Annotated in this window: 12 protein-coding genes; 6 read left to right on the forward strand and 6 right to left on the reverse strand. The window is 59.2% G+C overall.

Annotated elements, in window-relative coordinates:
- Positions 1 to 11: 11 nt before the first annotated feature.
- From K5R88_RS25985 to yaaA, 6 genes are all read right to left on the reverse strand, one after another.
- Positions 12 to 1,496, reverse strand: coding sequence for an alginate export family protein (locus tag K5R88_RS25985; protein WP_192227784.1), 1,485 nt, complete (start codon positions 1,494 to 1,496; stop codon positions 12 to 14).
- Positions 1,493 to 2,998: an alginate biosynthesis TPR repeat lipoprotein AlgK gene (gene algK, locus K5R88_RS25990; protein WP_226298628.1), complete on the reverse strand. Its 1,506-nt coding sequence runs from the start codon at positions 2,996 to 2,998 to the stop codon at positions 1,493 to 1,495. The genes K5R88_RS25985 and algK overlap by 4 nt, the downstream gene beginning before the upstream one ends.
- A gap of 9 nt (positions 2,999 to 3,007) precedes the next feature.
- Positions 3,008 to 4,177 (reverse strand): alginate biosynthesis protein Alg44, encoded by a 1,170-nt coding sequence (locus K5R88_RS25995; protein ID WP_226298629.1) that lies wholly within the window; start codon positions 4,175 to 4,177, stop codon positions 3,008 to 3,010.
- A 36-nt stretch (positions 4,178 to 4,213) separates the two neighbouring features.
- Positions 4,214 to 5,695: a mannuronan synthase gene (gene alg8 / locus K5R88_RS26000; RefSeq protein WP_412548042.1), complete on the reverse strand. Its 1,482-nt coding sequence runs from the start codon at positions 5,693 to 5,695 to the stop codon at positions 4,214 to 4,216.
- A 152-nt stretch (positions 5,696 to 5,847) separates the two neighbouring features.
- Positions 5,848 to 7,164 (reverse strand): nucleotide sugar dehydrogenase, encoded by a 1,317-nt coding sequence (locus tag K5R88_RS26005; protein WP_008044520.1) that lies wholly within the window; start codon positions 7,162 to 7,164, stop codon positions 5,848 to 5,850.
- 823 nt (positions 7,165 to 7,987) lie between these two features.
- Complete coding sequence (gene yaaA, locus K5R88_RS26010) at positions 7,988 to 8,767, reverse strand: peroxide stress protein YaaA (RefSeq protein WP_008025377.1); 780 nt, start codon at positions 8,765 to 8,767, stop codon at positions 7,988 to 7,990.
- Positions 8,768 to 9,032: 265 nt separating this feature from the next.
- Between yaaA and K5R88_RS26015 the strand changes: the two genes are divergently transcribed.
- The 6 genes from K5R88_RS26015 to K5R88_RS26040 all read left to right on the forward strand — a co-directional run bounded on the left by K5R88_RS26015 (position 9,033) and on the right by K5R88_RS26040 (position 14,414).
- On the forward strand, positions 9,033 to 10,157 hold the full coding sequence (locus K5R88_RS26015) for a polysaccharide deacetylase family protein (protein ID WP_226298630.1): 1,125 nt from the start codon (positions 9,033 to 9,035) through the stop codon (positions 10,155 to 10,157).
- Positions 10,158 to 10,493: 336 nt separating this feature from the next.
- Positions 10,494 to 11,888 (forward strand): PhoH family protein, encoded by a 1,395-nt coding sequence (locus tag K5R88_RS26020; RefSeq protein WP_008025381.1) that lies wholly within the window; start codon positions 10,494 to 10,496, stop codon positions 11,886 to 11,888.
- Between the two features lie 269 nt (positions 11,889 to 12,157).
- Entirely contained in the window at positions 12,158 to 12,631 is a 474-nt protein-coding gene (gene moaC, locus K5R88_RS26025; protein ID WP_008044525.1) for a cyclic pyranopterin monophosphate synthase MoaC, read from the forward strand.
- On the forward strand, positions 12,628 to 12,870 hold the full coding sequence (moaD, locus tag K5R88_RS26030) for a molybdopterin converting factor subunit 1 (RefSeq protein ID WP_008025385.1): 243 nt from the start codon (positions 12,628 to 12,630) through the stop codon (positions 12,868 to 12,870). Before moaC ends, moaD begins: the two co-directional genes overlap by 4 nt.
- A gap of 3 nt (positions 12,871 to 12,873) precedes the next feature.
- Positions 12,874 to 13,326, forward strand: coding sequence for a molybdopterin synthase catalytic subunit MoaE (gene moaE / locus K5R88_RS26035; protein WP_226298631.1), 453 nt, complete (start codon positions 12,874 to 12,876; stop codon positions 13,324 to 13,326).
- Positions 13,327 to 13,637: 311 nt separating this feature from the next.
- Positions 13,638 to 14,414: an ABC transporter substrate-binding protein gene (locus K5R88_RS26040; RefSeq protein ID WP_008044528.1), complete on the forward strand. Its 777-nt coding sequence runs from the start codon at positions 13,638 to 13,640 to the stop codon at positions 14,412 to 14,414.
- Positions 14,415 to 14,451: the final 37 nt, after the last annotated feature.

A 14,451-nucleotide genomic window follows, 5' to 3' on the forward strand; every position in this document is an offset into this window, starting at 1 on the left:
AGCGGTTCGCATCAGAAGCGCCAGATCACGTCGATGAACGCGCGGTGCATGTACGAGTCGACTTCTTTGCCATAGGCATCGCCCGGCTTGAACACGCCGCCACGCAAGCGCACCAGGGCCGACGGTTCGTCGATAGACTGGCTCAGCGCGGCAGGCAACAGGCCTTGCTTGAAGTACTTGGTGACCACAAGGTCCATTTCCTGGCCGAGGTCTTTGTTGCCATCTTCCAGCGGCAGGGACGTGCTGGAGAGAATCGCGCCGGTTGGGTCGGTGTCGTTCTCGACGGCGTTGATGCCGTTGCTGCCGACCGGCTTGTTGCCGTCGACGCGCCAGAACTTGTGGTAGATCACGCTGGCGTCGTACTCGTCGTTGAGCATCCACGAACCGAACAACGTAGCGGTCTGCATGTTGTTCATTTCGCCACGGAACGCTTCGCCGAAACGGTGAACCCGCGAGCGCGTACCGGTGTAGTTCGAGCGGTTGCTTTCCAGGCCGTTCTGTTCGTAATCGGCACTGGCGCGGGCATAGGCTGCACCCACTTGCCATTGCGGATCGAGGCGCAGGCGCACGCCGATATCGGTGGCCCAGCCGTTGAGGTCTTCACCGCGCTTGGCTTCCGTCGGGCGAGTGCCGTCGGCGTTGAGCTGATTCACCGTGTCGGTGTCGCCGCTCATGCCGGTGATGCTGCCCCAGTAATTGACGGTGTTGGTGTTGCGGTAGTTGTACGCATCGCTGTCAGCGGTGAGGCCGAGCCAGCTGATGTCGCCGTTCTGTTTCTTGTCCAGCGAGTCGCCGGGCACACCCGGTTCCGGGTAGTCGAGCTTGCCGTCGTCGTGGGTGTGATGACCGCGAATGCCGACCCAGTTGCCCGGTGTCCACTGATACGCCGTGTCGGCGTATACGTGCAGGCGATCCTTGTCTTTCGGCGCCAACTCTTTGAGGTCGGTGCGGTATTCGCTGAAGCGTTCGGCGACGCCGACGTTGGCGCGCAACAGTGTGGTGTCGAAGGTCCAGTTCAGGGCTTCGATGTTGGTGTCGCGCCATTGGCCGTCGTCGTTGCGCAGGCGTTGACGACCGAGCTTCAACTGCTCGCCCGGATACGGCGTCAGGCCGCTGTAGCCGACCCAGAATTCTCGCATCGCCAGGTAGTTTTTCTTGGTCTTGCGATCACCGTTGTCGGTGGTCTGGGTGCCGTCGCTGTCGGACTGCTGCAAGGTGTCGGTTTCGATGATGTCGGTGGACGTCACGGCCTGACCCATGGCGTAGGCGCTCCACGCGCCGCTTTCGCCGTAGACCCAGGGACGCAGGTCGAGACCGACGCCATTGACGTCGCCGCCGCTGGCGGTGCCGAGGTCACGGTCGTCTTCGGACTGGCCGGTGATTTTTACGTCCAGACCGAAATTCTTGGTTTCGGTGATTGCCGCCAGGGTCGGGCAAGACCAGATCAGCGCAAACGTCAGGCCGATACCGGCCTTCATGAATGGATTCAACTTCATAGGGATTCCTCGCCGTCTTCTTCTTGCAGGGCATGCAGTTCCAGCGTGTTCTGGCTCAAGGCGCCACGAACGGCCTGTTCTTGTTTCAACAGGCGTTGGGCCTCGGCCAGCTGGGCAGGCGGCAGTTGGGCTTCGAGAGTTTGCGCAAGCTCGGTGGCCTGCGGGGTGTTCTGGGCCTTGGCCAATTGGCTGAAGACATAAGCGTTAAGCGGGTCGGGCTTGGTGCCCTTGCCTTGGGAAAACAGTTGGGCGATGGCGAAGTCGGCGCTGTTCTGGCCGTTGCGCGCAGCGGTCAGCAAGTGGTCCAGTGCCTTCTGCGAATAGACCTTGCCCAGGTAACCACGACGGTAGATCTGGCCGAGGTAGTAATCGGCGGCGACTTCCTTGCCGACGGCTTTCTGGAAATGTGCTTCGGCGACTTTCGCGTCCGCCGGCACCCATTTGCCTTCGTAGTAGAGCTTGCCGAGCAACAGTTCGGCGCGCGGCTGGTCAGCGGCGCGGCCGTTGTCCAGGTACTTCATCATCATGTCGACGTCGCCGAGTTCCGGGAAGTCGTAGAGCAATTGCGCCAGGCTGACCCACGAAGCGGGGTAGGCGGGGGCGATGTCTTCGAGCAGTGCCTGAGCGGTTTTTTCGTCGGTCTTGCCCAGGCTTGCATCACCGAGCACACGAGCGACGCTGTCCACGCGCTGAGCGGAAACGGTGCCACGGGTATGTGCCGCTTGCATCTGCTTGATCAGCTCGGCTTGCTGTTCCGGTTTGCCTTGTTTCTGGTAAACCGTGGCCAGCTCGACGTAGCAGATGTCGGTGGTGTTCAACGCCGCTTTGCAGATCGTTGCGACTTCGTCCAGGTGCTGGTCGTAAGTGCCTTGGGTGCGATAGAGCAGCACCTGGGCCAGGCCGGCTTCCGGTTTGCCTTCGGCGCGCCATTGGCTGATCTGCTGTTGTGCGTTGACGTTGGGGAAACTGTGCGGGTATTGCAGGTACAGCATCGCCAGCGGGATCAGCGTGTTGCCTTCGCCATTGGCCGAAGCCTTTTTCAACAGGGCTTCAGCTTCGTGCTGTTCGGCTTCGGTGGAACCGGGTTTGGCCACCAGCAAGCGACCCAGGCGAGCCTGCGCTCGCGGCGAAACGTCGGCCGCCGCGCGGTAAGTCGCCTCGGCCTGCTTGACCTGCGCCGGGTCGCGGCTGTCGACCTGGATATCGGCGAGGCCTACTTGAGCCTCGCTGTAGCCCAGCTCGGCGAGTTGCTTGTAGTTCTGCTGAGCCAGCGCGGTGTCGCCGCGCTTGAGCGCTTCATTGGCCAGACGCTGATCCGGCAGACCGGCGCAACCAGCCAGGCTGACTGCCAATGCCAAGGCACACACTGTTCCAATGTGGGAGCCAGCCTGCTGGCGATTCAGGCAGCGCGGTGCATCAGTTGAACCGCGTTGATCCCATCGCGAGCAGGCTCGCTCCCACAGGGTCTGCGGTGTGTTCAAGGTAGGAGTCGTCACAGGCATGTCCTCGACTTAAAGACCGGAAGCCATGGCTTTATCGATCAGCCAGTTCAGGTTCGGGCCACGGTCACTGTTCACTTCAACCGGGCGACCGGCGAACTTGCTGTCCAGCGGCTCGTCCGGCTGGATCAGCACGCGGATGTCGGACGACAGGTCGGCGCTTTTCAGGCTGGTGCTGCTGACGATCTTGCCGGTGCGGGTCTTGTCTTCGCCGGCAATCTGGAAGTTGACGTTGGTGCCTGGACGCACGTCGCCGAACTGGCGATAGGAGAAGCGCGCTTCAACGTTGGCTTCGCTGTTACGCGGCACCAGTTGGAAGATCACGTCGCCCTTGCTGGCGTACTGACCGTCGGCGACCAGTTGCTGGGCCACGGTGCAATCGCATGGCGAGGTCAGGGTGCCGGTCATTTGCTTGCCGAACAGTTCTTCAACCTTGGCCGGTTGCAGTTGATTGTCGTCAAGATGGCCCTTGAGCACGTCGAGCATGCTGGTGCTGAACGTCGCCAGTGGCGCGCCTTTGGCGGCAACGCCGTCGGCCTTGATCAGGCTTTGCACGGTGCCGTCACGCGGCATGGTGATGTTCATGCCGGGCACGCTGACCAGGCCGGCCTGCGCGTGGCTGACGAAATACATGCCGTACACCGATTTGAAAATGAAACCGAACGCCGTCAGACCGACGAGGAAAATCCCCAGGCTGAAGGTCACTGCACGCAGACGACCGAACGCGCTCATGCCGTGGCCGCCGTCCTTCATCTTGCGCGCCTTGGTGAAGTTGTCTCGCTGCAGGGTGGCCAGCACTTCACCCATGCTGACAATGTCGCCGGCCAGGTGCGAGGTGATCAGGTGGCGCAGGGTCGAGATGTCTTGGGGTTCCAGGTTCTGGAACTGGCAACCGGCACGGCCGGTCTGGCGGTCGAAGGAGCGCACTTGCATCTCTACGTCCATGGCCAGGCCGAGGTTATCGATGACGAATTGCAGGCGAGCCTTGTACACGTCGCCGATTTTCAGCGGCAGTTGACCGGCGTTGAAGGCCAGGCCGCCGGCGGAGAGGTCGATCACTCGAGCTTCCATCGGGGTCCGGTCCGGACCGAAGAAGCGCAGCTTGGCCGGGATTTTCACTCGGGCGTGTTGGCGCTGGGCTTCGGATTCATGCACTACGTTGGCGTTGACGGCGGTATTCATAGGGGCGATTTCCTGGTTAATTCAATAAGGGGGCGGTCAGACCATCATCAGCAGCACGGCAACAAAGATGCTGCCGGCGGAGAAGGTCATGGTCCGAGACGACCAGGTGTTGAACCAACGTTGAAAGCTGGCGAGATCACGGGTCAGGGAAGTGGGCTGGCGAGTCCAGGACTGTTGGTCGAGGCGGAAGAACACGTAGATCTTCACCAGCGCACCGACGATCTGGTTGTAATAGAGAATCGCCGGGTAGGCCGGGCCGATCCGGTGACCGGACAACGACAGCAGCACGGTCAGGATCAGGCGGGTAATGCCGATCCACAGCAGGTACACGAGGATGAACGCGGTGCCGTACTTGAAGCTGGCGATCAGCGCGACCGTCAAGCCCAGCAGCGAGGTCCACATCGACACGCGCTGATCGAACAGCACCACCGAGGTGAACAGGCCGAGGCGTTTAACCCCCAGGCCCAGGGCGCGGGCGTTCTGGCGCAGGTTGTTGCCGTACCAGCGGAACATCAGCTTGCGGCTGGCCTTGATGAAGCTTTTTTCCGGCGGGTGTTCCACGGTGTGGATCGCGGCGTCCGGCACGTAGAACGTGTCGTAGCCCAGGCGCATCAGGCTGAACCAGCTCGACTTGTCGTCACCGGTGAGGAACTTGAAGCGGCCCAGGCGCCAGTGTTGCAGCGAGTCGCTTTCCACATCGGCGATGAAGTCCGGGTTGGTGACCACGGTGGCGCGGAACACCGACATGCGGCCGGTCATGGTCAGCACGCGCTTGGACAAGGCCATCGAGCACATGTTGATGTGGCGCTGGGCGAAACGCAGTTTGTGCCACTCGCTCATGATGTAGCCGCCGCGCACTTCGCAGAATTCGTTGGTGGTCAGGCCGCCGACATTGCCGAACAGCTGGAACCACGGCACGGTCTTGAGCACGACGCCTTCGGCGAGCACGGTGTCGCCATCGATCACGGCCACCACGGCGCGGTCGTCCGGCAGGTGACGGGAGATGGCGCGGAAACCGTAGGCCAGGCCATCACGCTTGCCGGTGCCGGGAATGCGCACGAAGTCGAGCTTGACGCGCTCCGGTGGATTCATCTTGGTCCACAGGCTTTTCACCAGCTTCTCATCGGACATTTCCACGATGGAGCAGACCATGGTGGTCGGCAGGCCGCAGTCGATCGCTTCACGGATCACCGAGGCGTAGACCTGGGCGGTGGTCAGCGCGTCGATACGGAAACTGGTGACCATCAAAAACACATGGGACGGGTCTGCCGCTTTACCCAGCTTGCGCACTTTGCGCCGCAGGTGCGGGTAGACCACGTACAGAAACAGCATGCCGCGCAGAAAGTGCGTGGCACCCATCGAGTAGCGCCAGATACCGACGATACCGATCAGGAAAATGAAGTCCTTCGACTCGGAGTCGAACGTGGACACAGGCAACGCCATGGCGATGCCCATCAAAATACTTAAGTAAAACAGCCAACCGGCGGCCTGAAGTAGGCCGTGCTTTAGCCTGTGCATAATCTGCATCCGTCTCGATCTCGGGCGAGGCCCGAATGGGTTAAGGCAGGCGTAAAAACTGTAGGAGCGAGGCTTGCCCGCGAAGGCTGCCTGCCTGACACACCGGGGCGCCTGGTTCGCCGGCAAGCCTGGCTCCTACAGAGCGCGGCGTGTTACCAGCAGATGCCTTCGGTGCGGCCACTCACGCTGGTGGCTTTCGACATGAAGCCGACCAGGTCGATCACTTGCTTGCCGTGCGGAGCGTTCTGCGCCAGGGCGCGGAATTTCTCGTCACGGTTGCCGAGGATGATCACGTCGGAGTTGTTGATCACTTCGTCGAAGTCGGAGTTGAGCAAGGACGAGACGTGAGGAATCTTCGACTCGATGTAGTCCTTGTTCGCACCGTGAACGCGGGCGTATTCGACGTTGGCGTCGTAGATGCTCAGGTCGTAGCCTTTGCCGATCAGCATTTCTGCCAGATCAACCAGCGGGCTTTCGCGAAGGTCGTCGGTGCCGGCCTTGAAGCTCAGGCCCAGCAGGGCGACTTTGCGTTTGTCGTGGCTGGAAACGATGTCGAAGGCGTTCTGCACCTGGGATTCGTTGCTGCGCATCAGCGAGTTCAGCAGCGGCGATTCCACGTCCAGGGCGCCGGCGCGGTAGGTCAGGGCGCGCACGTCTTTGGGCAGGCACGAACCGCCGAAGGCGAAACCAGGGCGCATGTAGTACTGGGACAGGTTCAGTGTCTTGTCCTGGCAGACCACTTCCATCACTTCACGACCATCGACGCCGCACGCCTTGGCGATGTTGCCGATCTCGTTGGCGAAGGTCACCTTGGTGGCGTGCCACACGTTGCAGGTGTACTTGATCATCTCGGCAACGGCGATGTCCTTGCGGATGATCGGCGCGTCGAGTTCTTCGTACAGCGATTGCAGAACGTCGCCGGACGCCTTGTCGAATTCGCCGATGACGGTCATCGGTGGCAGGTCGTAGTCGGCGATCGCGGTGCTTTCGCGCAGGAACTCAGGGTTCACCGCCACACCGAAATCAACACCGGCTTTCTTGCCGGAGCAGTCTTCGAGAATCGGGATGACAACGTTTGCGACAGTGCCCGGCAAAACGGTGCTGCGAACTACGATGGTGTGGCGGGTGGTCTTGTCGCGCAGGACAAAACCGATCTCGCGGCACACGGCTTCGATGTAGTTCAGTTCCAGGTCGCCGTTCTTCTTGCTCGGCGTGCCGACGCAGATCATCGACAGGTCGGTGTCGCGAATCGCTTCCGCGAAGTTGGTCGTACCGCGCAGTCGACCGGTCTCGATACCCTTGGCCAGCAGTTCGCCCAAACCTGGTTCAACAATCGGTGATTTACCGGCGTTGATCATATCGATCTTGTCTTTGGCGACATCGACGCCAACGACGTCATGGCCCCGTGCAGACAGGCAACCGGCACATACTGCACCGACGTAACCCAAACCAAATATGCTGATGCGCATCGCATTTACCTCTCGTTAACAAGACTGTGTTCAACAAGCCATTACATGGCCGGAATTAAGTGTGTTCAGCAGTTGTAGTGCGCTCGGAAGTGCGGCAGTCAGGCGCCACAATGCCGTGTACAGGCATACTAAGTTCCGAGTGTCTAAATAAGTGCACTCAAGGTGTGCGTAACCAGGCCTTATTATTATGACTTGCCCTGTTATGCAGCCGAGTCCTCTGGTCGAGGTCCTTCGTGCAAAGGTCTTGCGCGCTCAATGCCAGGCCGAAAGCCCGTAAATCAAGCGGTTTGGTGCTCAGGTGAGCACGTTTATAGGGGCGCTGCCTTGGCCGTGTAGGGGATAGTAGTGATGCGTTATCTCCTTTCCTTCAGATGTTGCCCAAATCAGGGATTATGTAGCCGAAGTTATTGTGACAACTTCGCTACGTGAATCTCTTCTCTGCGTAAGTTATCTCGTACATGTTCAGAGATAATGGTTACCGGTGGTATGAGCTACGCATTTGGACATAGTTCCAGTCCACCCATCGCGAATTCTGAAATTTCTTGAAATATTGAAAAAGATGGCACTGCTTTCATATTGATAGCAACGGCTGTTTCACCCTTGATACATAGGGTCGTCGTTGGATTAGATAGTTTTATGCCACTACTGATAATTTTTTTTAGTGCCACTACTGAAAAAAATCACGAAAGTCGAGTGAAACTAAAGTTAGGATTTTGATTGCTTGAAAAATGGCGCCAAATAACTGACGGAAAAGGCGGGGGATTGTTTGGAGATTTGAAGGCGGTGCACGACGCTTTTGCGGTCGTGCACCGACCGGGTGCATTTACTCGGGGGCGTGATCGCGCAGGAACACCAGGTTGTCCGGTTTAGACTGCTCGGCACTGTACCGATAGCCCTGAACGTCAAACTGCTTGAGTGCGGCGGGGTCGTTGATGCGTTCTTCGATGACGAATCGGCTCATCATGCCCCGGGCCTTTTTCGCGTAGAAGCTGATGATCTTGTACTGACCGTTTTTCAGGTCCTTGAACTCGGTATTGATGATGCGGGCATTCAGGGCGCTGCGTTTGACCGCCGAGAAATACTCGTTGGACGCCAGGTTCAGCAGCACGTCATCGCCCTGATCGGCCAGGGCTTCGTTCAACCATTCGCTGATGCGCGTGCCCCAGAAGGCATACAGGTCCTTGCCACGGGCATTGGGCAATTTGGTGCCCATTTCCAGACGGTACGGTTGCATCAGGTCCAGTGGACGCAACAGGCCATACAGGCCGGACAGCATGCGCAGATGCTGCTGGGCGTAATCGAAATCGGCTTCGCTGAAGGTTTGTGCGTTGAGACCGGTATAAACGTCACCCTTGAACGCCAGCAGGGCCTGTTTGGCGTTTTCAGGCGTGAACGCCGGCGTCCAGCTGCCGAAACGCGCGGCGTTGAGCCCGCCGATCTTGTCGGAGACATGCATCAGCTCGCTGATCTGCGCCGGCGTCAGGTCGCGCAATTGCAGGATCAGCTCCTGGGAATGGTCGAGGTATTGCGGCTGGGTGAAACGCTGGGTGGCCGGCGGTGTTTCGTAATCGAGGGTCTTGGCGGGGGAAATCACCATCAGCATGAAGTCGTCTCCTTTAATCGTGGGGCGATTCTAGGGGGTTGTCCGTGTTGACTCCAGCTATCAAGTCCATAGGTGATGATCGGTGGCCACGATCCCCTGTAGGAGCGAGGCTTGCCCGCGAAAGCGGTGTATCAGTTACCGATGATGCCGACTGACACACCGCCTTCGCGGGCAAGCCTCGCTCCTACAGGTGTTTGGCGGCGCTGCGGGAATAGGGGCCGGATCAGCTATAGTGCCGCGCGGGTTTTGTTATGGAGACATCCCATTGCGTATCGTTTTTCTTTTTTCGGCGTGGCTGTTGAGTTTCGGTGCCCTGGCGGCGCCGGGCGATGTGGCGACGCTCGATCGCAGCACCTGGCCTGAACAGCTCAGCAACCCGACGCTGTTCGATGTCGCCTCGCGGGCAGAGATACTGATGTTCGCGCGCGTGCTGCTGGCCAGCGAATCGCTGGATGACGCGAGCCTGGCCCAGCGCCTGGGCCTGCGTACCATCAACCTGGACTCGGTCAACCGCCTGCGGCAGCGCATGTGGCAACAGTTGCTGACCAACTACAACTTCGCTCAACAGAGCTGCGATCAGGACGCTTCCTGGTGTTATCTGGTGGAGGACATGGCCACCTTGCGTGAGCAAGCCGCCAAGTTTCAGGTCAGCGCCGACAGCTACTACATCAAATGGTCCGAGCCGAGCCGACTGTTCCATGCACAGTACCTCGACGAGCAATTGCGCAAGGCTGCGCTGTTTCCGCAAACCAGCAGCGAAATCGATCGTTTTGGCGACTACGAGCGCAACGGCGAGCAGATGCATGACCGGCTGTTCCTCTTGACCTTCGACAGCGCCGCCAATGCTGCGCCGGACAACACGGCGTGGGTCACCGAGTACCTGCGCAAGGCCAACATGACGGGCACGTTTTTCGTCCTTGGCAAGGACATTCAGGCGCGTCTGAGCGATCGTTCCGTCGCCAACCTGCAGGCCACTTACTCGGCGCAGTGCATCGGCGTGCAAGGCTGGGAGTTCCGCTCCCACAGCCATTGGCAGGATTGGCAGGACTCGGTGCGGCGCAGCGCCGAACTGGTCAAAAGCAAATTGCCGGAGAACTACGTGCCGTTGTTTCGTCCGCCCGATGGTCAGCGCCGTTCAGACGCGCAAGGCTTCTTCAGATCCCAGGGCCTGCAAGTGGCGCTGTGGGACATCGATGCCCAGGACGGCGCCGGCAAACTCAAGGCCAGTCAGAGCGCGCAGCGCGTGTTGACCCTGATGCTGTTGTGGCGGCATGGGGTGATCAATTTCAACATTAAACAGGATGGCGTGAAAACGGCGATGCCCTGGCTTGTGACGCAAACGGCGCTCAGCGGGATCGGTTGGGAAGATTGTCAGGATGCGTTTCGCTGAAAGCGGGAAAGCCCGTAAATATTGGGGCTAAGGCGATTTTGGAGGGAAATTCAGTGCAGGCGGACTTCCGACTTTAACGGCACATTGCCTGCAGGCCAAGGGCTATTCGTCACTCTGAAAAATAAACTTCAAAAAAGCGTCAAAGTGCTTTTTTCTGTCACATGTTTTGGAGTATTACGAAGACAGACCGCCGAAACCTGCAACACAGGTGGCGTCTCCCAAGACCCAGCTATGGATGCAGTTCACTTGAGTCCCCGCAGGTGAATTCGGCAGTCACTTCGAGGCGCAGCACCGCCAAGGTATTGCGTCGAATGGCTCCCACAAAGGTGACCGAGTATGGATGATCACGGACGTAGTTCTTCCTCCAACCAGCCAATCCTTTATGTACTCGATACCAACGTATTGATTCACGATCCAAACGCCCTGCTGAACTTCGAAGAACACCACGTCGCGATTCCGATGACCGTGCTTGAGGAGCTGGACAAGCTCAAGAGCGGGCATCACAGCGTGGCTGCGGAATGCCGTCAGGCGATTCGCCTGATCGACAAGACCCTGGGCGAAGCCAGCCCTGAAGACGTTGAGCTGGGGGTGCCGATCCAGCGTGGCAAAAGTGGGCCCAAGGGTTTGCTGTCAATTTTGATGAGCAAACGTGCCGAACCGAACATCATTCTTCCCGAGCACCTGAACGACAACATCATCATCAATCAGTTGATCGACCTGCACGCGCGCGCGCCAAAGCTGCCCGTGGTGTTGGTCACCAAAGACATCAACATGCGCCTCAAGGCCCGTGCCTGCGGGATCGCGGCCGAGGACTACAGCACTGACCAACTGGTTGACGACGTTTCGCTGTTGCCCAACGGTTATCACAACATGGACGGCTCCTTCTGGGATCGCGTGAGTAATGTCGAAACCCGTCAGGACCATGGCCGCACCTGGCACCAGGTGAAGCTGACCGACAACCTGCCGGCCGTTCACATCAACGAGTTCATCATTGACGAGCAGGGCTTTGTCGGCTGGATCAAGGAGATCGACGAAGACAAGCTGCTGATTCTCGACCTGCATCAGGAACCCCTGTTGCACCAGGAAGCCTGGGGCCTGAAACCGCGTGACATCTATCAGAGCCTGGCGCTGTACGCCTTGCTTGATCCGGATATTCACCTGGTCAACCTGTCGGGTGCGGCCGGTTCCGGCAAAACCATCCTGGCACTGGCGGCGGCAATCGAGCAGACCATGGTCAGCAAGCGCTATCGCCGGATCATCGCGACGCGCAGCGTTCAGGGCCTGGACCAGGAGATCGGTTTCCTGCCCGGCACCGAAGCGGAAAAAATGGAGCCGTGGCTGGGCGCCATCACCGACAACCTCGAAGCCTTGCACATGGATGACGAAAACACCCATGGCAGCGTCGATTACATCCTCAGCAAAGTGCCGTTGCAGTTCAAATCCCTCAACTACATCCGGGGTCGCAGCTTCCAGCAGAGCCTGATTTTGATCGACGAATGCCAGAACCTCACGCCGCACCAGATGAAAACCATCATCACCCGTGCCGGCGCCGGTTCCAAAGTGGTGTGCCTGGGTAACCTGGCGCAGATCGACACCCCTTACCTGTCCGCGACCAGCTCCGGGCTGACCTACCTGACTGAACGTTTCAAGGATTTCCCCAACGGCGTGCACATCACCCTGCAAGGGGTGCCTCGTTCGATTCTGGCCGAATACGCCGAATCGCATCTGTAACCCTTCACCCAAACCGGGCGGCCCTCGTGGGTCGCCCGGTTTTTTATGCCCCACACAAAACCCCCTGTAGGAGCGAGCGGTGCGACGATTCGACTTGCCCGCGAAGGGTACGACGAAGTCTGTCAGGCACACCGCGTTATCGTTTTTCGCGGGCAAGTCGAATCGTCGCACCGCTCGCTCCTACAAGGGATTGTCGTGATTCCATAATCAAACGTGCGGAAGATTGACCCACGGGTTTACAATCGAGGCTCTTGATCAGGAGTAACCCTGTGCTGACTCATCTCGATTCCCAAGGTCGCGCCAACATGGTCGACGTCACTGAAAAAGACGTAACGTTCCGTGAAGCCACCGCTCAAGCGCGGGTGCGCATGCTGCCCGAAACCCTGCAAATGATCGTCAGCGGCGGTCACCCCAAGGGTGATGTGTTCGCCGTGGCGCGCATCGCCGGCATTCAGGCGGCGAAGAAAACCAGCGATCTGATTCCTCTGTGCCATCCGTTGCTGCTCACCGGCGTCAAGGTCGAACTGAGTGCCGAAGGCGACGACACCGTGCGCATCGTCGCGAGCTGCAAGTTGTCCGGGCAGACCGGTGTCGAAATGGAAGCGCTGACCGCAGCCAGTGTCGCGGCGCTGACGATTTATGACATGTGCAAGGCCGTAGATCGTGGCATGACCATCGAGAGCGTGCGGTTGCTGGAGAAACTCGGGGGCAAGAGCGGTCATTACCAGGCGGATCAGTCATGAACCTCACCGTGAAGTTTTTCGCTCGTTATAGAGAAGCACTGGGCGTCGACTCAGTGAAAGTTGAAGGTGATTTCGCCACCGTCGATGACGTTCGCGCACTGCTGGCCAAGCGTGACGGCGCCGATGTGTTGAGCGAGCAGAACCTGATGTGCGCCCGCAACGAAGACCTCTGCCAACTCGACGAGCCGGTAAGTGATGGCGATGAAGTGGCGTTCTTTCCGACCGTGACCGGGGGCTGAACCATGGCGATTCGCGTGCAGTCCACGGCGTTTGATCCGGGGGTGGAAGTCAACGCCATGCACGCCGCCAATGTCGGCGTCGGTGCGGTGGTGAGTTTTGTCGGTTACGTGCGCGACTTCAATGACGGGCTCGACGTGGCCGGGATGTTCCTGGAGCACTATCCGGGCATGACCGAAAAGGCCCTCGGCAAGATTGCCATCGAGGCCGAACAACGCTGGCCGTTGCTCAAGCTGGAAGTGCTGCACCGCATCGGCGCCCTGGAGCCGGGTGAGCCGATCGTCTTCGTCGGCGCCGCCAGCGCCCACCGCCAGGCCGCGTTCGATGCCTGCGCTTTTGTCATGGACTACCTGAAAACCCGCGCACCGTTCTGGAAGAAAGAGAACACCCGTGAAGGCGCGCGTTGGGTGGAAGGGCGTGACAGTGATCATGCAGCGGCGGATCGCTGGAAGCAGTAACCCCTGCGGCGCATTCAAGTACGCCTTCGCGGGCAAGTCGAATCGTCGCACCGCTCGCTCCTACAGGATCGTGTCGTTCAGACATTACCAATCCCTGTAGGAGCGAGGCTTGCCCGCGAAGAGGCCATCTGCATCACCCAGTACCTTCCTGACTCACCGCCCGACCACCGGACGGCACATCCGCGTTCCCCCCAATTGACGGCTCATACATAAAAGTCCAGTATGGAATTATAAGTACAAAAAAGGCGTGCCCCCGTTTCTGCTCTTTCTTCTGTCTTGCCAAACCAACAACAACCCGCGAGAGAACGAACATGAAGAAATTCCCCCTCATCACCGGTCTGGCCCTGAGCCTGTTGGCGTGCAGCACTCTGTTTGCCGCCGAGAAAACCCTGCGCATCGGCATCGAGGCGGCTTACCCACCGTTCGCGTCGAAAACCGACAAAGGTGAAATCGTCGGTTTCGACTACGACATCGGCAATGCCCTCTGCGCGCAGATGCAGGTCAAGTGCGTCTGGGTCGAAGGTGAGTTCGACGGTCTGATTCCTTCCCTGAAAGTGAAGAAAATCGACATGGCGCTGTCGTCCATGACCATCAACGAAGACCGCAAGAAGTCGGTGGACTTCACCCACAAGTACTACTTCACCTCATCGCGCCTGGTAATGAAGGAAGGCGCGGTGGTGGATGATCAGTACGCCAGCCTCAAAGGCAAGACCGTCGGCGTGCAACGTGCGACCACCACGGACCGTTATGCCACCGAGGTGTTTGAACCCAAGGGCATCACTGTCAAGCGTTACGGCAACAACGAAGAGATCTACATGGATCTGGCAGCCGGTCGCCTCGACGCCATTTTCGCCGACACCATCCCGCTGAATGACTTCCTGTCGATGCCGCGCGGCAAGGGTTACGCCTTCGTCGGGCCAGAGCTCAAGGATCCGAAATACGTGGGCGAGGGCGCCGGGATTGCCGTGCGCAAGGGCAACACCGAATTGGTCAGCCAACTGAACACGGCCATCGACGGTATTCGCGCCAGCGGCGAGTACCAGAAGATTTCCGAGAAGTACTTCAAGTCTGATATCTACGGCGACTGAGCAGCCGCATCGCCAGCAGGCTGGCTCCCACTTTGGA

Origin of the sequence: Pseudomonas sp. MM213 (assembly GCF_020423045.1) — a bacterium.
Taxonomy (GTDB): Bacteria; Pseudomonadota; Gammaproteobacteria; order Pseudomonadales; family Pseudomonadaceae; genus Aquipseudomonas; species Aquipseudomonas migulae.